Genomic DNA, 24,384 nt, shown 5'->3' with positions numbered 1-24,384 from the left:
GCTGTCTGCCCCTTTCCATGGGGTAACGGAGGACCTTGAATGGCTCACCACTTGCGACTTGGCGTTCTCGCCACCCTTTTCCTGACCACTGCCGCTTCGGCCCAGGAGACCGTAGAACTCGATCCCATCATCGTTTCGGGTGGCCTGACACCCGTCGAGGCAAAGAAATATGGCCGCGCGGCAACCGTGTTGACCAGCGAAGACCTTGAGGCGCGGGGCACCCAATACGTCGCCGACGTTCTGCGACAGGTGCCGGGCCTGTCGGTCTCGCGCACCGGATCGTTCGGGGGGCTGACACAGGTTCGGCTGCGCGGGCACGAAGGCAATCACACGCTGGTTCTGATCGACGGTGTCGACGTGGCGGCCCCGAACCAGGGCGAATACGATTTTGGCGGCCTGATCGCTGCCGATATCGAACGGATCGAGGTGATCCGCGGCCCGCAATCCGCGCTTTACGGATCGAACGCCATCGGCGGTGTCATCTCGATCACAACCAAACGGGCGGAGGAGCCGGGCGTAAGCGGACGCTTTGGCACCGAGGTCGGATCGGACGGCACGACGCAACTGGATTTCGCCCTGCGCGCCAGAGGCGAGCGCGGCGAACTGAGCTTTTCGGCAGCCCGGCGCGATACCGGCGGCTTCGATGTGTCCCAAACCCCCGGCGGGGGCGGAGATGACGATGGTGATGAAAACAAGACGTACAACCTGACGGGACGTCTGTTTCTGTCCGATACTGTGACAATCGGGGCAACATTGCGCCATACTGACCGTATCTCCGACTTCGATACCTTCAATTTCGCGGCCCCCACCGCTGCCGGGCTGGTCACCGACTCGATTGCGAATGCCGAGGTGCAGGAAACCTTCGGATCGGTGTTTGCCGAGGCGGATCTGTGGGGCGGACGAATGTCCAACCGGCTGACCCTGTCATTTGCCGATATTGACCGGCAAGGCCGCGACGGTACTGGCGCGAAAAATCAGGACAATACCGGCACGCGCCGCAAAGTCGCCTATCAGGGCACTGTCGCGCTGGACGCCGCCACGCTGGACGCCGCCAACCACACGCTGACATTCGGTGCGGAGTGGGAACGTCTGACCTACCGCGAGAATGATCCGACCGTCGTATTCAACCCCGGACAGCTCATCAGGCAAGAGCGCGAACAGACCGCTTATGTGCTTGAATATCAGGGGGATTTCGGAAACGGACTGTCGACACAGATCAGCGTGCGGCACGACGACAACGACAAATTCAGGGATTTCACGACCTACGCGGCAGGCGCATCCTACCTGCTGCCGAACGGCACAACCCGGCTTCATGCCTCCTATGGGACCGGCGTCCAGAACCCGACCCTGATCGAACAGTTCGGCTTTTACGCCGATTTCGTCGGCAACCCGGACCTCAAGCCGGAACAGAGCGAAGGCTGGGATATCGGCGTCGAGCAGCAATTCTGGGACGGGCGCGGTATAATCGACCTGACCTATTTCGACGAAACGCTGACCGACGAGATCGGATCGCGGTTTGATCCGGTCCTGAACGCTTCGGTTCCGGTCAACAATACGGGAACGAGCACCCGCAAGGGTATCGAGGCCGCCGCGCGCCTTGACGTGACCGATCGGCTGGACCTGTCGCTGGCCTATACGTGGCTTGACGCGTCGGAACCTGTGCCGGGCCTGTTCGGCGGCACCCGCGACGCGATCGAGATCCGCCGCCCCGAGCACGAGATATCGCTTGGCATCAACTACGCCCTGCCCAACGACCGGACGCGGCTGCGGTTGGACGCAACGCATGTCGCGGGGCTGTATGACTCCGACTTCAAGACCGCGAGCTTCATCAGCGGCAATCCCGCCGACGATTTCGACCGGGTGAAACTGAAGGACTACACCGTGGTCAATCTGGGCTTCACCCACGACATCAATGACCGGGTGCAGCTGAATGGCCGGATCACGAACCTGTTCGACGAAAATTACGAGGAGCTCGAAGGCTATGGTACGCAGGGCCGCACGATGTATCTCGGCGTTTCGGCGCGCTTCTGAAATCCTTCGGTCAGGGCCGCACCATGCGGCGGCCCTGACGGCGTTACTGTCATGGGCGTCGCCTGCCGCATCCGGGGATGCGGCGCCCATGCGCGTTGCGTCGATGAACCTTTGCACCGACCAGCTTGCCATGTTGATCGCACAGCAGGGACAGCTTCATTCGGTCTCCTATCTCGCAAGCGATCCACGGTCTTCGGCCATGGCCGACAAGGCGGCGGGCTATGTCGAAAACCACGGTCTGGCCGAGGAAATCTATCTCATGCAGCCCGATCTCGTGATCGCCGGGCAATATTCGACACAGGCCACAACCGCCATGCTCCGGCGTCTCGGGATACCCGTCGAGGTGTTTCCACCGGCCACGTCGCTTGAAGATGTCCGCGCCCGGATATTGCGCATGGGCGATATCCTGCATCGGCAGGTTCAGGCCCGTGAACTGGTTGCCGAATTCGACGCGCGCCTCGGTCATCTGCGCCAACAGGTAACGCAACGCCCCGAGGCGGTGCTTTACTACGCAAACGGCTACACCTCGGGCGACAGCACGCTGGCGGGCCAGATTCTGCTGGCCGCCGGGTTCGAGAACGCCACCACCCGCGCAGGATATGGCGCGGGTGCGCGACTGCCGCTGGAAGTGCTTGTCATGACCATCCCCGATATCGTCATCACCTCGCGCCCCTATCCCGGTGCGTCGCGATCCGAGGCGATGCTGGATCATCCCGCGGTTCGGGCGTTCCGCACTGGCCGCGCCGGGGCCACCATGACCGATCACGACTGGGTATGCGGCACACCCTATGTGCTGCGCGCGATCGAAGAGCTTGCCGAAACGCGCCGGGCAATTACCGGAGAAACACGATGAAGCGTCTGGCTGTCGCCCTTACTCTGGCGGTGATTGCATTGTTTATGGCCTCTTTGCTGGTCGGACCCGCCGGTGTGGGCCTGTCCGAAAGCCTTTCGGCGCTGTTTCGGGGCGATGGCGGGCCGCTGACGCTGGTGATGCGCGAAATCCGTCTGCCACGGGCACTGCTCGCGGTCATGATTGGCGCCAGCCTCGGGCTGGCCGGTGCGGCAATGCAGGGCTATCTGCGCAATCCGCTGGCCGAACCGGGGCTGATCGGGGTGTCCGGCTCGGCCGCGTTCGGCGCGGTTCTTGCAATTCACACGGGCCTTTCCGCAGCCTTCGCCCTCGGCCTGCCGCTGATGGCGCTTGCGGGCGCGCTCCTGGGGGTTTTGCTGGTTATGCTGCTGGCCGGCCCCGGAGGCACATCGCTGACACTGATCCTTGCCGGAATCGCGGTGTCGTCGCTTGCAGGATCACTGACATCTCTGGTGCTCAACCTTTCACCCAACCCCTTCGCCGCGAACGAAATCGTTTTCTGGATGATGGGATCGCTGGCCGACCGCTCGATGGCGCATGTCTGGCTGGCGCTTCCCCTGATGCTGGTCGGCTGGGGGCTGCTGGCCCTGCTGGGCCGCGGTCTCGATGCGTTGACCTTGGGCGAGGACGCCGCCGAAGCCATGGGAGTCGGGCTACGGGGCCTGCGGCTGAAACTCGTGATCGGGACCGCCTGCGTCGTGGGCGCAGGCACCGCCGTAGCCGGAGCCATCGGCTTTGTCGGCCTTGTGGTGCCGCATATCCTGCGCCCGCTTGTCGGCGCACGCCCGTCCCGGCTGCTATGGGCATCGACCCTTGGCGGCGCGGCGATGGTGCTGGCGGCGGACATCGCGGTGCGGGTCGTTCTCCCCGCACGCGACCTCAAGCTTGGCGTGCTGACCGCTCTGGTGGGCGCGCCGCTCTTCCTGCACCTGATCCTCAAGCAGCGGAGGGAACGGATATGACCAATCTCACGCTGTCGCGCCTGTCCGTCACATTGCGCAGGCGCGAGGTATTTCGCGATGTTTCCCTCTCGATCGGCGGCGGCGAATTCGTGGGCCTGATCGGCCCCAACGGCTCGGGCAAAACAACCCTGATGCGGGCGGCGCTCGGGGTTTTACCCCATGACGGAACCAGCTCTCTGGCCCGGCTCAGCCCGTCCAGACGCGCCCGGACGGTCGCATGGATGCCCCAGGCGCGCGAGATCGCCTGGCCGGTCAGTGTCGAGGATGTGGTCATGCTGGGCCGCTTGCCCCACCTCGGAACCGGCCAACGCCCGTCCGCCAATGACCGTGCCCATGTCGACAAGGCCCTGTCCCGGATGGAACTCGACGACATGCGCCACCGCGCGGCCACACGCCTTTCCGGGGGCGAGCAGGCCCGTGTTCTGATTGCCCGGGCACTGGCACAGGACACCCCCATTCTGATGGCGGATGAACCCGTGGCCGGTCTGGATCCGGCGCATCAGATTTCAACGATCCGGAGTTTCGGCAAACTTGCCGAAAGTGGAAAATGCGTTCTTGTCTCGCTCCACGATCTCGGCCTTGCCGCGCGGCACTGCACGCGGATCCTCATGATGGGCGACGGCGGAATCGTCGCCGATGGCCCTCCGCGCGACGTGCTGACACCCGACCGCCTGGCGCATGTTTTCGGGATCACCGCGTGGTATCGCGATACCGATCAGGGACCGGTCTGCCAACCGCTCGAGGTGATCCGATGACCGGCCCCTGTCCGGATTGCCAGCGGCTGGACCAGGGCCGTTCCTTTCAAAGCGCCGCGGGTCTCGCCGTAGCTGAAGGCCCGGTGCGTCATGCCCGGCGTCACAATTATATCGGCGAAATACTCAGCAGCGCCCCCTACCCTGCCGTCCAAAACGGCACCAGCATACAGGAGACCGACAATGCCGAATCTGGAACACACCCTGCTTGACGGGCTGAACGACCCCGAGGCAGGCTGGAACATGGGATCATTCGGCGCGATTGCCGAATTTCACCACGTCGCAGCCGACCCACGACCGCCCGTTGCGCAGACATTGGAACAAATCACCGATCGCGGCGGACTCAGGATCGACACGCTGGACGGGGTCAGGCCGGTTGCCTACGAAACGCTCAGCCCCAAACCGCACCGCTGGACACAGGCCATTGCATTATGCCTGCCTTCCGATGCCGCCGGCATGACGCGCCGTGACGTGCTTACCGAACTCGGCCCCGACAACGCGGCCCTCCGCCCGCAAGACCGCGACGCGGTTCTGTTCGACATGGGGCTGGCACAGCCCCAGGTGGATTTCTGCATCCGGACCGATGACGCCGATCTGCTTACCGTTCTGCGCGCCCATGCCGGGCAGTCGCTCTTCGCGCCGGACAATCCCGCCATGGGCGCGATCCTCAGGGCGCATCCGCATCGCGTTGCCCTGACCAGACTGGGCCGCGTCGAGGTCTACCAGATGATCGGCGGCCCGGACACGGGCGGTGCATCGCCGGAAGGTCCGCACACGCATGTGCTGCCGAAACTGCTCCGCGCAGAGCGCACCCACTCCGCCAATACGCCCATCCCCGAAGGCTGGGTGCCCTGCGCAGGCTTTCATCCCAACAGCCCGGTTCTCGGGCGGCTCGGCGAAGACAAGGATTTCGACGCCCAGGCCTTCGATAGGTTTCAAAAGCTGCTCGCAGCCTGGGGGCCGGACGACTATGTCACACAGAAATCAGAGGTCTGGGATGCGCTCGACAAGGGTCTCCCGCCCGAAAGCTGGTCCGAACCCGGCACCCGTCTGGCGCGCACCGGATTGCGCAACGCGATCCGGCAATGGCGGCGGCAACATGGCGAGAGCGACCTTATCGCCGCCTGGGCACGCGCGTTCGACAAGGGCGAGGCCGATGCCGAGCCCGAGAATCCCGGGCACTGAAAAGGTTTGGCCGGACAGGCCGAGACCTGTCCGGCATCTTCCCTGGCGATATCCCTGTGCTATGGCTGACAGCCACGCGCCCGGATTGCAGTGTGCCGAGGCTCAATATCGCCTGCTTTCGGGACCTCCGGGCAGTACGCAGCGCGCTGCCGCTCTTCGTCCTTGAGCACTTCTATATATCCACCTCCACCTTCCCGATCGGGTGCGAACAACATGCAAGGATATACCCCTCTGCGATGTCGTCCTCCGAGATTCCGCCGTTGTGAACCATATGCACCTCACCGGCAGTCTTGCGAACCTTGCAGGTGCCGCAGACTCCGAACGTGCAGCCGGACGGGATATTGAGGCCATTGGCCCTGGCCGCCGACAGGATCGTGTCGGTTTCCGCGACTTTCGCGATAACACCGGACCCGGCGAAGATCACTTCGGCGCGGGTATCTTCATCGGGAACCACATCGTCCAGTTCCGGCACGTCCGCCTCGGTTTCCACCGGGGCATGGAAGCTTTCCTGATGATAGCGGTCCATGTCGAAGCCAAGCCCCTGCAACGCCTCGCGCACGGCCTGCATGAACGGGTCCGGGCCGCAGCAGAACACCTCGCGTTCAAGATAATCCGGCGCCATCAGCCCGAGCATGAGCTGATTGAACGTGCCGCGATACCCTGTCCAGGGCACATAGCGATCTGGCCGTTCGACCACCCAATGCAGGTCGATTCCCGGAGCGCGGCTGGCCATATGCTCCAACCGTTCGCGAAAGATGATCTCGCCGGGACGGCGCGCGCAATTGATGAACACGATGTCGGGTTCGGTGCCCAGATCGAACATCCATGTCGTCATCGACATCATCGGCGTGATGCCCGACCCGGCCGAGATGAACAGGTATTTCCCGTCATCGTGGTTCATATGGGAAAACAGGCCGGCCGGGCCAAAGGCCCTGAGCCGAACGCCCGGCGCAAGATTGTCGAGCATCCAGCGTGTTCCGATGCTGTCCTTTTGCGCCTTGGCGGTGATCGAGATCGACCGTGGCCGCGACGGCGACGAGGAGATCGTGTAGGTACGGTGCACAGGCCCGCCGGGCACGGGGATTTCCAGCGTCAGGAACTGCCCCGGCTGAAAATCGAAAAGAGCACCGGAGGGCACCCGAAAGGTGAATGTCGCGGTGTCGGGCACTTCGGGGATCACCGAGACGCATTCAAGCGGCTCGGCATCGTTCCAGATCGCCCGCGACGGGATGTTCGACAAATCCTGCATCGGCTCACTCCGCCGCCACGGCGACAGGGTCAAGCCGCCCGGTCATGGTGTTGCAATACCAGTCAACGAACCCGATGACGCCGGTTTCGTGGATCGGTGAATAGGGGCCGGGCGCGTAGGCGGGCGAATTGATGCCCTGCTGATTGTCTTCGACCACCTGCCTGTCCTCGTCATTGGTGGCGATCCAGACCTCGGTCAGACGCGTCACGTCGTAATCGACCCCTTCGACCGCGTCCTTGTGAACCAGCCACCGGGTGGTGACCTCGGTCGTTGTCGGGCTCAGCGGCGTGACACGGAAGACGATGGAATGATCCGGCAGGAAATGGTTCCAGGTTGTCGGATAATGGTACTTCAACAGCGTACCGGCAGTATCGTCGCGCACCTCGCCAAGCCATTTCGACACCGCCGGTTGCAGGTCCATTGTGAAACTTTTCGCGCCGGGCAGCAGGGGCATCCGTGCCAGCCGGTACTGCATGTCGCCGGACATCCGGAATTGCGAAGGATACCCCTGCGCCTCCAGCCGATCGAAATGCGCTTGCAGATGCGGCGGAGTGGCCCCTTCCTCGATGCCGGTCACGGTGGGATCGTCGGTGAACGACCGGCACAGGCCGGGATGATTGCCGCCGCAATGATAACATTCGCGGTTGTTTTCCCAGACCAGCTTCCAGTTGCCGTTTTCCACGATGGTCGTTTCGTGCGCCACTTTGGCGTTTTTCAGATCGTGCACCGCCAGATAAGGCCGGGCAAGCGTGGCGAACGCCTCGAAATCCGGGGCCTCGGCGGCAAGGCAGATATAGATCAACCCCTCCAGTTCGCGGCAATGCACCGGTTTCAGCCCGTGCTGGCTTGCGTCGAAATCATCGCCCATCTCGCGCGCCCAAAGCAAACGGCCGTCCAGTTCATAGGTCCACTGGTGATAGGGGCAGACCAGCTTGGGCGCGTTTCCCCTCGCCGCCTTGCACAGGATCGACCCGCGATGCCGGCAGGTATTGTGAAAGGCGCGGATCTCGCCATCGCCGCCGCGCACGATGATCACGCCGTAATCGCCAATCCGGTGGGTGACGAAACTGCCCGGTTTGGGCAGATCGCAGGCCGGAGCGGCAAAAAGCCAGTCGCGGTAAAAGATGGTTTCCATATCCGCCCGGAATATATCCGGATCGGTATAGAATGCCTGTTCCAAAGCATAGCCCGGCCGCCGCCGTGCCAGCAGATCGCTGATCGGTTGGGTCATATTTCTGGCCTCCTGCCGCGCCCCGCGGCGTGTTAGGCGGACGGTCGGCAAGGGCGGCCTGCGGGAACGGCGACTGAGAGGAACCGCCCCGAAAACAGCGCCCGCACCGCCACCCGCGGTTTGACGTCTCGTGCAAGGCTGGTTTCCGGACTGCGGTGCGGCCCTGCTCGGACCTGCGCGCGGCACCTTCCCGGGGCTCCTCTTCCCCAGTGGTCATACCGCGCCCGTACAACACCTTTACCGTTGCGGGGGCAGTGCCGGATTTTCACCGGCTTCCCAATTCTCCGCCCGTGGGCGGCACCTTGCCTTTTCCCGATAACCGCATTTGCAGGGGCGCAATGGGTAATTTGCGACATTCGCTGGAAAAAAACAGACATGACGCCGGGCCGCAAAAATTTTTCGCCACGGCCATGATCTATATATTGACAGTTTTGCGGCCCCGGCATCAATATGGTGTTGCTTTGGTGCCTGCGAGTCACTTCGTGGGCGAAGAGGGAAACCGGTGAAAATCCGGCGCTGCCCCCGCAACTGTAAGCGGCAAGCCAAGGCCCGAAACCACTGATGCGAGGCAGCATCGGGAAGGGGGCCAAGGCGATAGAGCCGCAAAGCCAGGAGACCTGCCAGGGCAACATAAACGACGACCGCGGGCGGAGGGCCCGGGCGCGTGACCGGACGTTTCCAGAGCGTCCTGTTTCGTGTCCCCGCTCCAACGCCCGCAACACCATGCAAGGGGACAGAGCAATGACCATCACCGTCTATTCCAAACCGGCCTGCGTGCAGTGCACCGCCACCACACGCGCGCTCGATGCGCGGGGGCTGCCCTATGAAATCATCGACCTGACCGAAGACGCCGCAGCCATGGAGCATGTGCAGGAGTTGGGCTACCGGCAAGCGCCGGTCGTCGTCGCGGGCGAGGATCACTGGGCGGGTTTTCGCCCCGACATGATCGGTCGGCTGGTCTGATCCGATGGGCGGGCTGGTCTATTATTCAAGCGCCTCGGGCAATACCCTGCGCCTGATCGACAGACTGGGCCTGCCCGCCACACGCCTGCCACGGGAGGCGGATGCGCCATTGCCGCAGGTCACCTCCCCCTTCGTGCTGATCTGCCCGACCTACGCCGACGGTTATGGGCGCGGTGCGGTGCCCAAACAGGTGATCCGGTTCCTGAACGATCCCGCCCCCCGCGCCTTGCTGCGCGGTGTCATCGCCAGCGGCAACCGAAACTTCGGGGACAAGTTCGCCCTGGCGGGCCGCATCATCGCCGACAAATGCGGCGTACCGCTGCTGTATCGGTTCGAACTGGCCGGAACCGAAGAAGAAACCGCCCGCATCCGCGACGGGCTGGCCCGGTTCTGGGCTCAACAAGAGGACAAGACATGCTTGACGCAAGCGTAACCGCCGATCTCGACTACCACGCGCTGAACGCGATGCTGAACCTCTATGACGACGAGGGCAACATCCAGTTCGAGGCCGACCGTATGGCGGCGCGGCAGTATTTCCTGCAACACGTCAACCAGAACACGGTGTTCTTCCATTCGCTCGACGAGAAACTGGGCTATCTCCTCGAGAAGGGCTATTATGAACCCGAGGTGCTGGACCAGTATTCGCGCAACTTCCAGCGCAAGATCTGGGACGCGGCCTACAAAAAGAAATTCCGCTTTCCATCCTTTCTGGGCGCGTTCAAATATTATACCTCTTACACGCTGAAAACATGGGACGGGCAGCGCTATCTGGAGCGCTACGAGGATCGCGTCGTCATGGTGGCGCTGACCCTGGCGCGCGGCGACGAGGCGCTGGCGATGCGTCTGATGACCGAGATCATCGAAGGCCGGTTCCAGCCCGCCACGCCCACCTTCCTGAATGCGGGCAAGAAGGCGCGCGGCGAATTCGTGTCCTGCTTCCTGCTGCGGCTCGAAGACAACATGGAAAGCATCGGGCGCGGCATCAACTCGGCCCTGCAACTCAGCAAACGCGGCGGCGGCGTGGCCCTGATGCTGACCAATATCCGCGAACACGGCGCCCCCATCAAGGGGATCGAAAACCAGTCCTCGGGCGTCATTCCGGTGATGAAACTTCTGGAAGACAGCTTTTCCTATGCTAATCAGCTGGGCGCGCGGCAGGGCGCTGGCGCGGTCTACCTGAATGCGCACCACCCCGATATCCTGCGCTTCCTCGACACCAAGCGCGAGAATGCCGACGAGAAAATCCGCATCAAGACACTGAGCCTCGGCGTGGTCATTCCCGACATCACGTTTGAACTCGCCAAGAAGAACGAGGATATGTACCTGTTCTCGCCCCATGACGTGGAAAAAGTCTACGGCTGCGCGTTCTCGGATATCCCGGTCACCGAAAAATATCACGAGATGGTCGACGATCCGCGTATCCGCAAGAAAAAGATCAACGCGCGAGCCTTCTTCCAGACCATCGCCGAAATTCAGTTCGAAAGCGGCTATCCCTACATCATGTTCGAAGACACGGTGAACCGCGCCAACCCGATTGCGGGCCGCATTGCCATGTCGAACCTGTGTTCTGAAATTCTCCAGGTGAACGAGGCGTCGGAATTCAACGACGACCTCAGCTATGCCCATATGGGCAACGACATTTCCTGTAACCTCGGCTCCATGAACATCGCCCGTGCGATGGATGGGGGCGATCTGGCAGGCTCGGTGGATACAGCGATCCGCGCACTCAACGCCGTATCGGAAATGAGCGCCATCGACAGCGTGCCGTCGATCCGCAAGGGCAATGACGAAGGACATGCCATCGGGTTGGGGCAGATGAACCTGCACGGGTATCTGGCCCGCGAACGCATCCATTACGGCAGCCCCGAAGGGATCGACTTCACCAACATCTATTTCTGCACCGTGCTTTATCATGCGCTTGCCGCCTCGAATGCGCTGGCGCGCGAGAAAGGGCGCAGCTTCAAGGGGTTCGAGGATTCGGCCTATGCCGACGGATCGTTCTTCGAGAAATACGTCACCCGTGACTGGCAGCCCGAAACCGACCGCGTGAAAGACCTGTTCGCACAGGCCGGGATCGAGGTGCCATCGCGCGCGCAATGGACCGCCCTGCGTGACGCGGTGATGAAGGACGGGCTTTATAACCGCAACCTTCAGGCGGTGCCGCCCACCGGCTCGATCAGCTATATCAACTACGCTACCTCCTCGATCCATCCGATCACCTCGAAGATCGAGATCAGGAAAGAAGGCAAGATCGGCCGCGTCTACTATCCGGCCCCCTACATGACCAACGACAATCTCGAGTATTACCGCGACGCCTACGAGATCGGCCCCGAGGCGATCATCGACACCTACGCCGCCGCGACACAACACGTGGATCAGGGCCTGTCGCTGACGCTGTTCTTTCCGGCCGAGGCAACGACACGCGATATCAACCGCGCCCAGATCTACGCCTGGAAGAAAGGCATCAAGACGATCTACTACATCCGTCTGCGCCAGATGGCCCTTGAAGGCACCGAGGTTCAGGGCTGCGTGTCCTGCTCGCTCTGAGCGGATTGCGCACCGACGCGATACCGACGTTATACCGACACGATACAGCCCCCGTTTTTGCCCCGGAGTTCCCGATGAAAGACCTCGCCGAAACGCCCCGCCCCGTCCCCCGCGCCGTCAACTGGAACCGGCTTGAGGACGAGATCGATCTCGATGTCTGGAACCGGCTGACAGTCAATTTCTGGCTGCCGGAAAAGGTGCCACTGTCGAACGACATTCAAAGCTGGTCGCAACTGACCGACGACGAACGACAGCTGACCATCCGGGTCTTTACCGGGCTGACACTGCTCGACACGATCCAGAACACCGTCGGCGCACCGACCCTGATGGAGGATGCGATCACACCGCATGAAGAAGCGGTGCTAAGCAATATCGCCTTCATGGAAGCGGTCCATGCACGGAGTTATTCTTCCGTGTTTTCAACGCTTTGCCAGACGGCCGAGGTAGACGAAGCCTTCCGCTGGTCTGCCGAGAACGAGCACCTTCAGGCCAAATCGCGTCTGATCCTCGATGAATACGACGCCACCGCCTCGCCCCTGCGCAAGAAAGTGGCCAGCGTTTTCCTTGAAAGCTTCCTGTTCTATTCCGGCTTCTATCTGCCGATGCACTGGTCAAGCCGCGCGCGGCTGACCAACACCGCCGACCTGATCCGCCTCATCATCCGCGATGAGGCGATCCACGGCTATTACATCGGCTACAAGTTCCAGCGCGGGCTCGAGCGCCTGCCCGAGGCCGAACGCCAGGAGCTCAAGGATTTTTCCTTCGCCCTTCTGTTCGATCTCTACGAGATCGAGGCACGCTATACCGAACAGCTCTATGACGGGCTGGGGCTCACCGAGGACGTGAAACATTTCCTGCACTACAACGCGAACAAAGCCCTGCAAAACCTTGGTTTCGAAGCTCTTTTCCCGGAAGACGCCTGCAAGGTGAACCCCGCGATCATGGCCGCGCTGTCCCCCAATTCCGACGAAAACCACGATTTCTTTTCGGGATCGGGCTCCAGCTACGTGATCGGCAAGGCCGTCGCGACCGAAGACGAGGATTGGGATTTTTGAATCACGGGGCGGGATGGCAGCGTCCTGTGTGGACGGCTGTGCGAACGGGCTGGGGCCAGGACAGCGTCGCGCCGGGCGCGTGTGCCGAACGCATCTTCGGTTCCATGAAGCAAGCCCAGAGGGGAACATACTCGAGCCACCAAACCCCGGATGCTCCAGCTATGTATCCCGGTCGATAACCACAGTTCAGGCCAGTGGACCGCAAAAATGCCCCTGACAGCCTGCACCGACGCGGCCATACCGAAACCATGATGAAGGAAAATCACCGTTTCACCCTGTTCGGGGCCACGTCGAATGACTTCGAGCGGCCCCGCAGAGGTATGGCGCAAGGTCTTCATACTGCGAGCTTTTGAAGCAACTTTTCCCGGGTTGGCTCGTCCTCCGCATCACCCTCGAACACGATCGTCCCACGTTCGATGAGAACGAACCGGTCGCAGACGGCAAGCGCCTCGTGAATATTTTGCTCGACAAGAACGATGGCACAGCCCGCATCCCGCATTTCCCTGACAATCGCGAAAATCTCGGCGACAATCATCGGGGCAAGCCCTTCGGAGGGTTCGTCAATCAGGACCACCCTGGGATCGGCCACCATGATGCGGGCCATGGCAAGCATCTGCTGCTCGCCGCCCGAGAGGGTCGTGGCGGGTTGCCTGACGCGTTCCGCCAGCCGCGGAAATCGTTCGAGCACCGGATCGAGTTTCGAGACGGGCTTCGGCCCCTTGAGACCAAGCAGGCCGAGTTCGAGGTTTTCCTGAACCGTCAGCCCCGGAAAGATCCGTCGATCTTCCGGCACGATTGCAAGCCCTTCACGATTGATCGCGTCCGGCTCGCTCCCGCCGATGTCTTTCCCGTCAAGGCGAATCGAACCGGAGCTTGGCTTGACCCAGCCCGCGATGTTTTTCAGAAGGGTGGTCTTCCCGACCCCGTTGCGCCCGAAAACACCCAGAATTTCACCCTTTTGGACGTCAAGAGAGATGCCCTGGATCACATGGCTCAGGCCATAATGACTGTTCAGATCTCTGATATGCAGCATTGTCTCACCCATGTCCGAAATAGGCCGCCTGAACAGCCGGGTTGGCGCGGACTTCGTCGGGTGTGCCGTCCGCGATTTTCTGCCCCTGATGCATGACCACGACATGGTCCGAGACTGCCATCACGATGCCGATGTCGTGTTCGATCAACAGGATCGAAACGCTGTCCGTAAGGCCGCGGATCATCTCTTCCGTCTCTTCGGTATCGGCGTGGCTCATCCCCTGGGTCGGTTCGTCGAGCATGAGAACCTTGGGTTCGCAAGCCAGACACATCGCGATCTCAAGACGGCGTTGCTCGCCATGGCTCAGATAGCCAACCTGCTCGTGGGTCTTCGCGTGAAGTTCGAAGCGATCGATCAACTCGTCCACCTTCTGCGCCGCGCGCCCGGTGCGCCGGAGCGGGCGCAAGGCATGCGAAACAGGTTCCAGCACCTGGGCCGCCAATCTCAGATTCTCGCGCACGGTCATTTCAAAGAACAGGTTGGTGATCTGGAAAGACCGTGCCAACCCGTTCCTTTGAAGCGCCGCAGGCCCGTCGCGGGTAACGTCCTTGCCATCGAGATACACCGCACCGCTGCTGGGGCTGAGCGCACCGGAGATCAGATTGAACAGCGTCGTTTTGCCCGCGCCGTTCGGCCCGATCACCGTTGTAATCTCGTTGGGCATCGCGGCAATGGTGACCGCATCGACCGCTTTCAGCCCACCGAATGCGATGCTGAGCGCATCTGTGTTCAGGATCGGTTTCATCACGTCGCTCTTTTCGTCCTGGCTTGGGCAGCGGCATGGCGCCGCTCCGAATTGCGCATACGGGTTTCGACCCTGGGCTTCACGAGCCCCACAAGCCCTTTCGGCATGAAGAGAATTGCACAGATAAAGATCAGGCCGATCACGATGAGGTGGTGTTCGGTAAAGCTGCCCACGACCGATTTGAGAAAGGTCAGAATGACCGCACCATAAAGCGCCCCGACCAGTGTCCCGGCCCCCCCGAGAATGACCATGATGACGGCATTGCCCGACGCGGCAAAGTACATCAGCTCCGGCGACACGAAGCCGCGCAGCATCGGGTAAAGCGCACCGGCGATCCCCGCGACGAGCGCAGCGACCACATAGGACACCATTCTCGGTCCCCATGTGGAATAGCCCAGAAACGGGATACGGTTCTCGTTGGCCTTGAGGGCAATGACCAGCCTGCCGAACGGAGTGGTCAGCAGATAGGCCACTGCCGCATAAAGGGTCGTGATGATCACCAGGGTCAGCAGGAAAAACGCCAGCGGACTACCCGCCGAAATCGTGACGAACCCGAGCGGAATGTCGAGCACCGGCACACCGATCAGCCCGTCAGACGCGCCGAGTTCCCGCGTGTTGTAGACCACCTTGGCAACGACCTGCGCCATACCGAAGGTGATGAGCGCAAAATACACGCCGCGGACCCGGTTGGCGATCAGCCCGCCAATGATCCCTGCCAAAAGCGACGCCGCGATAGCCGCGCCCATCGCAAGCCAGAAGGACGGCACTTCGCGCAAAACCAGAGCGGAAACATAGGCACCCACCCCGAAATAGAGCGCTTGCCCGAGGCTCAACAGCCCCCCAAAGCCAAGCAGGATATCGACCGAAAGAGCGAGACCGCCAAGGATAAGGGCTTCGGTCGCGAGTCTCAGATAGAACACGTCGTTGGTTACCGCGGCGAGGACCATGCCGATCACCGCCACGACCAGCAGCAGGGCAAAGAACACATGGTTAGCCCGCATGGAGATGTCCAGGCGATCATGCATGGCCGATCCTCCCGAACAGTCCCTGAGGGCGGAACATGAGCACAACGACCATCACGCCAAAGACGATCGGATCGGACCAGACGGGCGAGATGACGAGGCTCGAGATCGCCTGAACCTGTGTAAGCAGAATTCCCGCGATGACGGCGCCCCAGATCGACCCCATGCCGCCGACGATCACCACCGTGAAGGCCATGAGGATGAAGTCGCGCCCCATCGTGGGAAAGACTGAGTAAACAGGCGCAAGCAAAACCCCTGCAAGCCCTGCCAGAGCCACGCCAAACGCAAAGGCCCCGGAATAGACCCAGCCGACGCGAACGCCGAGACTCGCCGCCATGTTGCGGTCGAACGAAGCGGCCCGAACGATCGCGCCGAGCCGCGTGCGATAGGTGACGAAAGCGACCGCAAGGATCACCGCCGCCCCGATACCGATCAGGAAAAGCCGATAGGTCGGGATATACACCCCGAGCAGATCGGTCGCGCCCGGAAGCGGGTTTTCGGGCCGGTGCGTGTTCGGCCCGAAGAGAATTTTCAGCACATCCTCAGCGATCAGCCCTAGCCCGAAGGTCAAAAGCAATGTCGAGACATGCCGGTCTGCCCCGTCATAGACCCGACGGATCAGACAGCGTTCCGTGATGACGCCCAAAGGCAGCATCAGGATCGGGACCAGCGCGATGAGAACCCAGTAGTTGAGCCCCGTAAGGCTCAGCGCCAGCGCGCCATAGGCGCCCACGGCGTAAAACTCGCCATGGCTCATATTGATGACATCCAGCAAACCGAAGATGATCGTGAGGCCCAGCGCCACGAGGATCACGGAGATCCCCAGCGCCAGGCCATTGAGCATCTGCGGCGCCAGAACGAAATGCAGATAATCCGCCATGCGTTCTCTCCGCGCCCCGCTCAGAAACGTTCACATGTGTCGGGACCGATCGCCGCTTCGCCGTCGATCGTGTCGGCGATGGTGAAAGCTCCGTCTTTGACCTGCACGGCATACATCGGCTGCACCGCCTGATGATCCCCCGCACGGATGGATTTCACACCCTGCGGCGTCTGCCATTCGAGCCCTTCAAGGGCGGCGCGAACCTCATCGGTTCCTGTGCCGCCAGCCGCCTCTACCGCCTTCTTGTAGGCAAAGAGCAAGCCATAGCTGTCCGCACCGTAAAGATCCGGATCGGCCCCGTTGCGGGCATTGAACGCCTCGACGAATGCCGCATTCTCGGGCGTGTCGATCAACGTGGAATACCCCACACCGGTGATGAAGCCCTCGGCCGCGTCGCCGATGGCGCCGATGTTCTGGCTGGTTACCGTACCCGATGCGCCAAGAATGGTCAGGCCGTCACGCACACCGAAATCCTTCATCTGGGTAAAGAGACGCACGGTGTCGTTGCCAGCCACCGACGTGTACAGCACTTCGGGCTGAGCCGCGCGGATATGCCCGAAATACTGGCTGTAATCCTTGGCATCGAGCGGGGCGAAGACCTCTCCTGTGGATTTGGCGCCCACCTTCTCGGCGTTGCTTTTGAACGCGGCCACGGTGGACCGTCCCATTTCATAGTCCGGCCCGAGGTAGAACACCTTAGCTCCGGGCTTTTCCTTTTGAATCCATGCGGCAAGCGCGGCCGATTGCTGACCCGCACGCGCATTCACCCGGAACACGTTGGGCGAACACTTGTCGCCGGTAATCGCGTCCGAGAAGGACACGGTCGTGGCCAGAAGCTTGCCCGCCCGCTCGGCGACCTGCCCGACAGCCAAAGTCGCGCCGGAGTTCACCGTCCCGGTGAGGAAATCGACGTTTTCGGCGGTCATGAGTTTCTCGGCCTTCTGCACGGCGACCGAAGGGTTGGCCTCGCTGTCCTCGTAGATCAGTTCTACCTGACGGCCCATGATGCCGCCCGCTTCGTTGATTTCCTCGGTGGCCATGTCGAGCCCCCAGGTCACCTGCTGGCCGATACCGGCATAGGTGCCGGAAATCGGGGTGACGACACCGATACGGATCGGATCGTCCTGGGCCATGGCCGACCCCGAGAAAAGCGCGGTCAAGGCTGCGGTTGTCATCAGTCCTTTGATAGTCATTGTAGTTCCTCCCTGTGAACTTTGATTAGCGGCCGACGAAAGTCGGTTTCCGCTTTTCGTGGAAAGCCTTGACGCCCTCCGCGAAATCCTCGGATTGACGCAGGCGGCTGTAGCAATGGCCCTCGAGTTCGATGCCAATGGCGACCGTCGCGTTTTCACTGTCGTTGAGCAGTTTCTTTGCCGTGCGTTGTGCCATGGGCGAAAAACTGCGGAGTTCGTCGACCAGATCGGCGGTGGCCTGTTCGAGCGCGTCATCCTCCACCAGCTCGACGGCAATGCCCCAGTCATGCGCTTGCTGGCCGGTGATCCGGCGCGAACGCATCACGACATCCTTGGTGCGCGCCAGCCCGACAATGGCCTGCAGGCGTGCCGAACCGCCCGAGCCGGGGATCTGGCCGAGTTTCTGCTCGGGCAAGGCGTAGCGCGTGGATTTGGCCGCGATCCGGAAATCGCAAGCGAGCGAAATCTCGAAACCAACGCCAAAGGTATATCCCTTGTTCGCCGCGATCACCGGCTTGGCACAGCGCCACGGCGCGGCGACGTTGTCGGCCAGGTGGCTTACATGCTCGGGGGACGCATCGAGAAATCCGTGAATGTAACCGCCCGACGAGAAATGCTCACCCTCGGCACGCAATACGATCACGCGCACACGATCGTCTGCATCGAGCGCTTCGAAGGCGGCGCGCAACTGATCGCGCTGGCCCATGGAGATCACGTTCATTGGCGGGCGCTCCAGCACGATGTCGCCACGCTCGCGGTCGGCATTGACTTCGATGCGAAACCCATCGGGCTCGGCCAGCAGGGGCAGGTCTGAATAGGGGTTGGTCATGAATGCAGTCTCCTTTTGAACAGCTTATTTCGCTGTGGCTTGTTCGTGTTCAGGGGTGAAGTTTCCCGCAACCAGTTCGCGGCGCAGCAACTTGCCCACCGGTGATTTCGGAAGATCGGAAACGAAAACGATACGGCGCGGGCGCTTGAAATTGGCAAGGGCCGAGGTACGACAGTGGAGGTCGAGTTCTTCAGCGGTCACATCGCCCCGCCGCTTGATGAACGCGGTCACGATCTTGCCCCAGCGGTCGTCGGGCAGGCCGACCACGGCGCACTCCGCCACACCGGGATGCATGGAAAGACAGCTTTCGACCTCGACCGGCGAGACATTCTCGCCGCCGGTGATGATCATGTCATCCACCCGCCCGGTGACGAACAGATCGCCATCGGCATCGAAATGGCCGCAATCGCCGGTAAAGAACCATCCCCTGCAGAGCGATTTCTCGTTGGCCTCGGGGCGTTTCCAGTACCCTTCGAAAGCCTCGTCGCCGCTGAGTGTCGCGATAATCTCGCCTTCTTCGCCCCGGGGCAGGACGGCATCGGGATCGCCCGCCCCCATTGCAACCACGCGCAAGTGCTGATTGAGCCCGGCTTTGCCGGCAGAGCCGGGCTTTGCAACCGCATCCTGTTCGATCGAAAAGGTATAAACCTCCGACGAGCCGTAATGATTCACGAACAGATCGGGCCTGAACGCGGCATTGATGCGTTTGAGCAGGCCCTCGGTCATCGACGCCCCCGCAAAACCGAGACGCTTCACCGACGACAGGTCGGTTCGTTCGAAATCGGGATGATCGATCAGGTCATGATAGAGCGTCGGGACAAGGTAGAGGCTGCCGATCCGTTCCTTCGCGATCAGGTTCAGGGCATCGGCGCAACTGAAACGCGGCAGGCAAACGAAAGTCCCGTTCAGCAATGTCATCGCAAGAAGCGACCGCACGCCCATCGTATGATAGAGCGGCATCACCCCAAGGGTCGTGTCGCCCATCGGCATCATGTTTTGCGCGACATGCGCCACGGCGCCCGCACGTTCCGCACGATGGCGGCGCGGCACGCCCTTGGGTCTGGCCGTCGTCCCGCTCGTGTAAAGCATGACCGAGCAGTCTTCGGCGCTGGCTTGCGGTGTCGCATCGGGTGCGGATTGCATGACGATATCGTCAAATGACGTGGCGCCCTCGACCGCGATACCATAGGCGATCTTCGGCAGGCCCGTGACGCCCTCCGCCTCCCGGACCGATTTTTCGCTGGAAGCGTCGAATATGATCGAGCGCGCATCGCTGTTGGCGACGTAAAAGCCAAGCTCGTCAGGTGTCGCGCGCCAGTTGACCGGCACGATTGCAATCCCCGCGAGTTGACAGGCCCAGTGAACCGAAGCTGCGGCACGGTTGTTCTGAAGCGCCGTTACGATACGGTCGCCCTGTCTCAGGCCCATATCCGCAAGCCCTTGCGTCAGGGCCGAAATCTGACCGTACCATTCGCCGTAGGTCAGGCGGATATCGCCATCGACCAGGGCAAGCGCATCGGGCGCGCGGGACACGCTCGCGACAAGAGAGCGTCCGAGATCAAGCATGGTCGGTTTCCTTCCGCAAAGTTTCGACCGCCTCAAGCGCGGCCTGAACAATGGCGTGATAGCCGGTGCAGCGGCACAGATGCCCCGAAAGCACATCGCGGATGCGCGCCTCATCGGCGTCGGGCGCGTCGCGCAGCAACGTGTCGAGCGACATCACGATCCCCGCCGTGCAGAACCCGCATTGCAGTGCGTGATGTTTTCGGAATGCGTCTTGCAGCACCGAGAGACGGCCCGGCGCCGGGGCAACGCCTTCGACCGTGTCGACGGTTGCCCCCTCGACCTGAACGGCAAGCGTCAGGCAGCTACGCGCCATCATTCCGTCGATCCGCACGGTGCACGCGCCGCAAACACCGTGTTCACAGCCGACATGCGTTCCGGTCGCCCCCAATTCACCGCGCAGCACATCGCTGAGCAGCATGCGCGGAGAGCAGTGCGCTTCGACGGCACGCCCGTTCAGCGTAAACCGTATCACATGGGTTTGCCTGGCATCTAACCGGCGCATGCGCGGGCCTCCTTCAACACTTGGGCGCCAAGGCCACGCACCAGATCGCGACGATACCGGGCCGTTGCATGCAGATCGCCGCGCGCATCGAGCGACCACGCCAGCGCATTGAGCGCCTCCGCCTCGTCCTCGGGGGCAAGCGCATCCCAATCCTTGACCACAGGTGTGTCGTTGACCCCGCCAACGGCCAGGCGGACACGGGATTTCGTGACGACAGCGGCACAGGCAACGATGGCGAAATCGCCCTTGCGGCGACCGACCTCGCCAAACCCCGTACCGCTTCCGGCGGGCAGATCGGGGAACTCGACCGCCTCGATCAACTCGTCCTCGGCCTTGTCGGTGAGCATCATCCCCAGAAAAAACTCCGCACCGCCGACACGGCGCAGCTTTCGGCCCTTACGCAGAACCACCTTGCCGTCGAGCGCACACAGAGCGAGCGGGATTTCAGCCGACGGGTCCGCATGGGCGATCGAACCGCCGATCGTTCCGCGGGCGCGTGTCTGCGGATGCCCGACCCAGGGCAGCAGCTTCGCAAGAAGCGGATTGAGCACAGCCAGATCCTTGCGCGCCAGCAACTCTGCCTGACGGACCCCGGCACCGATCCGCAACATGTTCTTGCCGGTCTCGACCCTGCGTGTTTCTTCGGCATTCATGAAGTCGATCAACACGGAAGGCCGTGCAAGACGCATGTTGAGCATCGCCATCAGAGACTGACCGCCAGCGATCACGCGGGCCTCGTCACCTGTCTCGAAGATCAGGCCGGCGGCCTCGTCCAGACTGTCGCAGCGGATATAATCGAACGGTGCCGGCTTCACGATGCACCTCCCAACCGCGCGCGCAGCCGCGCGAAGATTCCCTGACGGTGTGTAGGGTCGCCTGCCCTGCGGCCCAGTGCCGAAAAGAACTGTCCAATGACGATCTTTGCCGCCCCGTCGAGCAAGCGCCCGCCCACGGACGCGACCTTGCCACCGACCGATGCGTCGTAGGCATAGCCGATGAGGGTGCCGCCCGCGTCGTCCGGTGTAAGAGTTACCCTGCCCTCCCCCATGCCCGTACCCAGCGCGCCGCTGGCCTTGCCGGTCAGAACCGCCGAACGCGGTTCGTCCAGATCTGACAGCGCCACATCCACGCGGTAACGCCCCTTCACCGGGCCCACGCCAAGCGTGACATCCGCCAAAAACCGCGTTGGCGACAGGCGCTTCACCCCATGCGCGCCGGGAATGATCGCGGCAAGCTGGTCGGCATCCATCAACAGATCCCAGATGTCTTGCGGGGCCGCATCGACGCGCGCCTGCCCCGTCCCGGACAGCCCCTTGCCGCCGGTCTCCCGGCGCTTTTCCTGGCCCTCGGGCGCCCTGGGCTCGTCTTGCAGGAATCCTGCGATCCGTGCGGGGATCAGCGGCAGCACCAGATCGACCTCTCCGCAACCGGGACGCAACGCATCTGCAACCGCGTTTGCCACGCAAACCGGTGTCGACATGCAATTGCCTTCGCCCACGCCTTTCGCCCCGAGAGGTGTTACCGGAGAGGGGGTGCAGATATGGTAGATTTCCAGATCCGGGATCTCGTGAACCGTCGGAACGGGATAATCCGCGAATGTGCCCGCAAGAAACGCCCCGTCCTCGTCATAGGCGTATTCTTCATAAAGCGATGCGCCGATTGCATGGGCAAAGGCACCGCGAATCTGGCCTTCCACCATGCCTTCGTGCAGGATCGTGCCGCAGTCATGCATGCTCACGTAGCGGTCGATATGCGCCTCGTGGGTGATCGGGTCGATTTCGACCCCGCAAAAATCGAAGATGAACCCATGGCACAGCGACGAGTTGATCTCGTCCGCCTCGTTTGGCGCGCTCAGTTCGGGGGCCGTCCAGATGGCTGTTTCCCGGATCGGCGAACCATCGAGTTCCGGCAATGTCGCCGGAGCCCAGTGGGCCGCCGAGGCCACACGCGCGAAAGGAAGCGCCGCATCGGGATTGCCGGCCGCGAAAATCCTGCCCCCCTCGAACCGCAGATCGTCCGGCACCACGTTCAATTGTGCCGCCGCGATCCACGCGAGCCGGTCACGCAGGCGATCCGCCGCGATGCACACAGCCCCGGCCGAGGCCGCCGCGAACCTGCTGGCGTAATTGCCTGCGGCGATGGACCAGGCATCTTTCGAGGTATCGAGCGCGGCGACGACCTTGATATTGCCCGGCGACAGCCCGAAACGCTCGGCAACGATCCCTGCGGCAACGGTCTTGTGCCCCTGGCCCTGCGGTACGGAATCGAGTTGCACGGTGATCGTGCCCACCGGGTCGATATGGACCGTGGCACTCGACTGCGCGCCGTTCTTGGGGCCCGATCTGGCGCGCTCTTCAGGCGTCAGCACGGTCGACAAATACCCCATGTTGGACACCGAGGGTTCGACCGCAACCGACAATCCGATACCATACATCCGGCCTTCGGCGCGCCTCTCGTTCCGGCGCGCCACAAGCGCATCATACCGCCCGTCTTTCAACGCTTGTTCAAAAGCCCTGACGTAATCGCCGGAGTCATAGGTCGCACCGCTGGCGGTCCTGTAGGGGAATGCATCCGTCGGGATCAGGTTCGTCCGGATCACCTCGACCGGATCGAGGTCCAGTTCCGCCGCGATACGCTGCATCAGCCGTTCCAGCACGAAGTATATCTGCGGCCCGCCAAAGCCGCGGTTCAACCCCGTCGGCGTTTTGTTGGTCATTACGATCCTGTTGCGCACCGACAGGTTCGCGATGTCATAGGCACCGCACAGATTGCCATGCATCCGGTACAGCGTCGCCGGTTCCGGCGCGCGCAGATAGGCCCCCACATCCTCGACCTGATCGTAATCGAGCGCGGTGATCCGGCCATCGCCCCGAACCGCCGCCCGCAGCGTGATCGCGCGATTGGTCGATGAGACGGATGCCGTGAGATGTTCCAGCCGATCCTCAACCCATTTCACGGGCCGGTCCGCAAGGCGCGCGCATGCAGCCAGCAGCGCGATATAAGGAAACACGCCCTGTTTGACCCCAAAGCTGCCGCCCGAATCCTCGGGCGTCCGCAGGCGCAGGCGATTGCCCGGCACTTGTAAGGCCCGTGCGATCACCGGATGGATCGAGAAAGGCCCCTGGAAATTTGCCGTGATGTCAAAGGACTGGCCATGCGGCTCCCATTGGGCAAGAACACCATAGGTTTCGATGGGGGTGCAGGAATTGCGCGGATACCGCACCGAGATATCCACCACATGCTCTGCATCGTCAAAGGCCGCGCCCGGATCGCCATAGGTGAACTGCCGGTCCGATCCAAGATTGCCGCCCATCTCGTCATGCAGAACCGGCGCATCCGCGTCGAGCGCCTCGACCGGGTCGAGCACGGGCGCAAACGGGTCGTAATCCACCTCGATCAGATCGAGCGCATCCTCGGCGATATAGCGGTCTCCGGCAAGAACGACGGCAACGGGCTCGCCGGCGTAGCGAACCTTGTGCCGCGCAATCGGCCAGCATTCGATCGGAAGCCTGACCCCGACCATGAGCGGGGCCGCAACCCCTGCATAATCCTCCCCGGTCAGAACCGAATGCACACCGGCAAGGCCGCGCGCCGCATCCGCATGGATCGCGCGCAAACGCGCATGGGCATGCGGGCTGCGCAGAATGGCGGCATAAAGCGTGCCATGCGGCACCGGCAGATCGTCAAAGAACTGCCCGCGCCCCGTCAGAAGCGGCGCGTCCTCCAGCCGCGGCATCGGCTGATGCGGCACATCCTTCGCCATCGGGG

Annotated in this window: 21 protein-coding genes and 2 riboswitches; of the genes, 9 read left to right on the top strand and 12 right to left on the bottom strand. The window is 62.3% G+C overall.

Annotated elements, in window-relative coordinates; translation table 11 throughout:
- Window positions 1–39: 39 nt before the first annotated feature.
- The 5 genes from BUB53_RS06705 to BUB53_RS06685 all read left to right on the top strand — a co-directional run bounded on the left by BUB53_RS06705 (window position 40) and on the right by BUB53_RS06685 (window position 5,801).
- Window positions 40–2,031 carry a TonB-dependent receptor plug domain-containing protein gene (locus tag BUB53_RS06705; protein WP_073033927.1) on the top strand — a complete coding sequence of 664 codons (1,992 nt, stop codon included), beginning with the start codon at window positions 40–42 and terminating at the stop codon, window positions 2,029–2,031.
- Window positions 2,032–2,119: 88 nt separating this feature from the next.
- Complete coding sequence (locus tag BUB53_RS06700; RefSeq protein ID WP_229709482.1) at window positions 2,120–2,884, top strand: ABC transporter substrate-binding protein; 765 nt, start codon at window positions 2,120–2,122, stop codon at window positions 2,882–2,884.
- Window positions 2,881–3,864, top strand: a complete 984-nt coding sequence (locus BUB53_RS06695; protein WP_073033925.1) for a FecCD family ABC transporter permease — start codon at window positions 2,881–2,883, stop codon at window positions 3,862–3,864. Before BUB53_RS06700 ends, BUB53_RS06695 begins: the two co-directional genes overlap by 4 nt.
- On the top strand, window positions 3,861–4,619 hold the full coding sequence (locus BUB53_RS06690; RefSeq protein ID WP_073033924.1) for an ABC transporter ATP-binding protein: 759 nt from the start codon (window positions 3,861–3,863) through the stop codon (window positions 4,617–4,619). The genes BUB53_RS06695 and BUB53_RS06690 overlap by 4 nt, the downstream gene beginning before the upstream one ends.
- A 180-nt stretch (window positions 4,620–4,799) precedes the next feature.
- Complete coding sequence (locus BUB53_RS06685) at window positions 4,800–5,801, top strand: DUF6925 family protein (protein WP_073033923.1); 1,002 nt, start codon at window positions 4,800–4,802, stop codon at window positions 5,799–5,801.
- Window positions 5,802–5,973: 172 nt separating this feature from the next.
- Here the strand turns inward: BUB53_RS06685 and BUB53_RS06680 are convergent, their stop codons facing one another.
- Together BUB53_RS06680 and BUB53_RS06675 are read right to left on the bottom strand one after the other, a co-directional pair.
- On the bottom strand, window positions 5,974–7,050 hold the full coding sequence (locus BUB53_RS06680; protein WP_073033922.1) for an FAD-binding oxidoreductase: 1,077 nt from the start codon (window positions 7,048–7,050) through the stop codon (window positions 5,974–5,976).
- Between the two features lie 4 nt (window positions 7,051–7,054).
- The gene (locus BUB53_RS06675) at window positions 7,055–8,281 is read right to left on the bottom strand and encodes an aromatic ring-hydroxylating oxygenase subunit alpha (protein ID WP_073033921.1); all 1,227 of its coding nucleotides are present in this window, start codon (window positions 8,279–8,281) and stop codon (window positions 7,055–7,057) included.
- 119 nt (window positions 8,282–8,400) lie between these two features.
- Window positions 8,401–8,601, bottom strand: a riboswitch (cobalamin riboswitch).
- Window positions 8,602–8,726: 125 nt separating this feature from the next.
- Window positions 8,727–8,920: riboswitch (cobalamin riboswitch) on the top strand.
- Between the two features lie 102 nt (window positions 8,921–9,022).
- Here BUB53_RS06675 and nrdH point away from each other — a divergent pair.
- The 4 genes from nrdH to nrdF all read left to right on the top strand — a co-directional run bounded on the left by nrdH (window position 9,023) and on the right by nrdF (window position 12,846).
- Window positions 9,023–9,244: a glutaredoxin-like protein NrdH gene (nrdH, locus tag BUB53_RS06670; protein WP_073033920.1), complete on the top strand. Its 222-nt coding sequence runs from the start codon at window positions 9,023–9,025 to the stop codon at window positions 9,242–9,244.
- A gap of 4 nt (window positions 9,245–9,248) precedes the next feature.
- Window positions 9,249–9,677, top strand: a complete 429-nt coding sequence (gene nrdI / locus BUB53_RS06665) for a class Ib ribonucleoside-diphosphate reductase assembly flavoprotein NrdI (protein WP_073033919.1) — start codon at window positions 9,249–9,251, stop codon at window positions 9,675–9,677.
- A complete protein-coding gene (gene nrdE / locus BUB53_RS06660) occupies window positions 9,659–11,791 on the top strand; it encodes a class 1b ribonucleoside-diphosphate reductase subunit alpha (protein ID WP_073033918.1) in 2,133 nt (710 codons plus the stop codon). Before nrdI ends, nrdE begins: the two co-directional genes overlap by 19 nt.
- Window positions 11,792–11,865: 74 nt before the next feature.
- On the top strand, window positions 11,866–12,846 hold the full coding sequence (gene nrdF, locus BUB53_RS06655) for a class 1b ribonucleoside-diphosphate reductase subunit beta (protein WP_073033917.1): 981 nt from the start codon (window positions 11,866–11,868) through the stop codon (window positions 12,844–12,846).
- 334 nt (window positions 12,847–13,180) lie between these two features.
- Here nrdF and BUB53_RS06650 read toward each other — a convergent pair whose 3' ends face one another.
- The 10 genes from BUB53_RS06650 to BUB53_RS06605 are packed head-to-tail and all read right to left on the bottom strand — an operon-like array spanning window position 13,181 to window position 24,379.
- The gene (locus tag BUB53_RS06650; RefSeq protein ID WP_229709483.1) at window positions 13,181–13,879 is read right to left on the bottom strand and encodes an ABC transporter ATP-binding protein; all 699 of its coding nucleotides are present in this window, start codon (window positions 13,877–13,879) and stop codon (window positions 13,181–13,183) included.
- 4 nt (window positions 13,880–13,883) lie between these two features.
- The gene (locus BUB53_RS06645) at window positions 13,884–14,624 is read right to left on the bottom strand and encodes an ABC transporter ATP-binding protein (protein ID WP_073033915.1); all 741 of its coding nucleotides are present in this window, start codon (window positions 14,622–14,624) and stop codon (window positions 13,884–13,886) included.
- Window positions 14,624–15,649 carry a branched-chain amino acid ABC transporter permease gene (locus BUB53_RS06640; protein WP_073033914.1) on the bottom strand — a complete coding sequence of 342 codons (1,026 nt, stop codon included), beginning with the start codon at window positions 15,647–15,649 and terminating at the stop codon, window positions 14,624–14,626. The genes BUB53_RS06645 and BUB53_RS06640 overlap by 1 nt, the downstream gene beginning before the upstream one ends.
- Window positions 15,642–16,526, bottom strand: a complete 885-nt coding sequence (locus BUB53_RS06635; protein ID WP_073033913.1) for a branched-chain amino acid ABC transporter permease — start codon at window positions 16,524–16,526, stop codon at window positions 15,642–15,644. Before BUB53_RS06635 ends, BUB53_RS06640 begins: the two co-directional genes overlap by 8 nt.
- A 20-nt stretch (window positions 16,527–16,546) precedes the next feature.
- A complete protein-coding gene (locus BUB53_RS06630; protein WP_229709484.1) occupies window positions 16,547–17,719 on the bottom strand; it encodes an ABC transporter substrate-binding protein in 1,173 nt (390 codons plus the stop codon).
- A gap of 25 nt (window positions 17,720–17,744) precedes the next feature.
- Complete coding sequence (locus tag BUB53_RS06625) at window positions 17,745–18,548, bottom strand: enoyl-CoA hydratase/isomerase family protein (RefSeq protein WP_073033912.1); 804 nt, start codon at window positions 18,546–18,548, stop codon at window positions 17,745–17,747.
- 24 nt (window positions 18,549–18,572) lie between these two features.
- Window positions 18,573–20,114 carry an AMP-binding protein gene (locus BUB53_RS06620; RefSeq protein WP_073033911.1) on the bottom strand — a complete coding sequence of 514 codons (1,542 nt, stop codon included), beginning with the start codon at window positions 20,112–20,114 and terminating at the stop codon, window positions 18,573–18,575.
- Window positions 20,107–20,616, bottom strand: a complete 510-nt coding sequence (locus tag BUB53_RS06615) for a (2Fe-2S)-binding protein (RefSeq protein WP_073033910.1) — start codon at window positions 20,614–20,616, stop codon at window positions 20,107–20,109. The genes BUB53_RS06620 and BUB53_RS06615 overlap by 8 nt, the downstream gene beginning before the upstream one ends.
- On the bottom strand, window positions 20,604–21,431 hold the full coding sequence (locus tag BUB53_RS06610) for an FAD binding domain-containing protein (RefSeq protein WP_073033909.1): 828 nt from the start codon (window positions 21,429–21,431) through the stop codon (window positions 20,604–20,606). Before BUB53_RS06610 ends, BUB53_RS06615 begins: the two co-directional genes overlap by 13 nt.
- The gene (locus BUB53_RS06605) at window positions 21,428–24,379 is read right to left on the bottom strand and encodes a xanthine dehydrogenase family protein molybdopterin-binding subunit (RefSeq protein WP_073033908.1); all 2,952 of its coding nucleotides are present in this window, start codon (window positions 24,377–24,379) and stop codon (window positions 21,428–21,430) included. The genes BUB53_RS06610 and BUB53_RS06605 overlap by 4 nt, the downstream gene beginning before the upstream one ends.
- Window positions 24,380–24,384 lie beyond the last annotated feature (5 nt).

Source organism: Roseovarius pacificus (genome assembly GCF_900142665.1).
GTDB lineage: Bacteria > Pseudomonadota > Alphaproteobacteria > Rhodobacterales > Rhodobacteraceae > Roseovarius > Roseovarius pacificus.
Note: the sequence above shows the minus strand (reverse complement) of the source record. Positions and strands in the feature narration are given on the sequence as shown.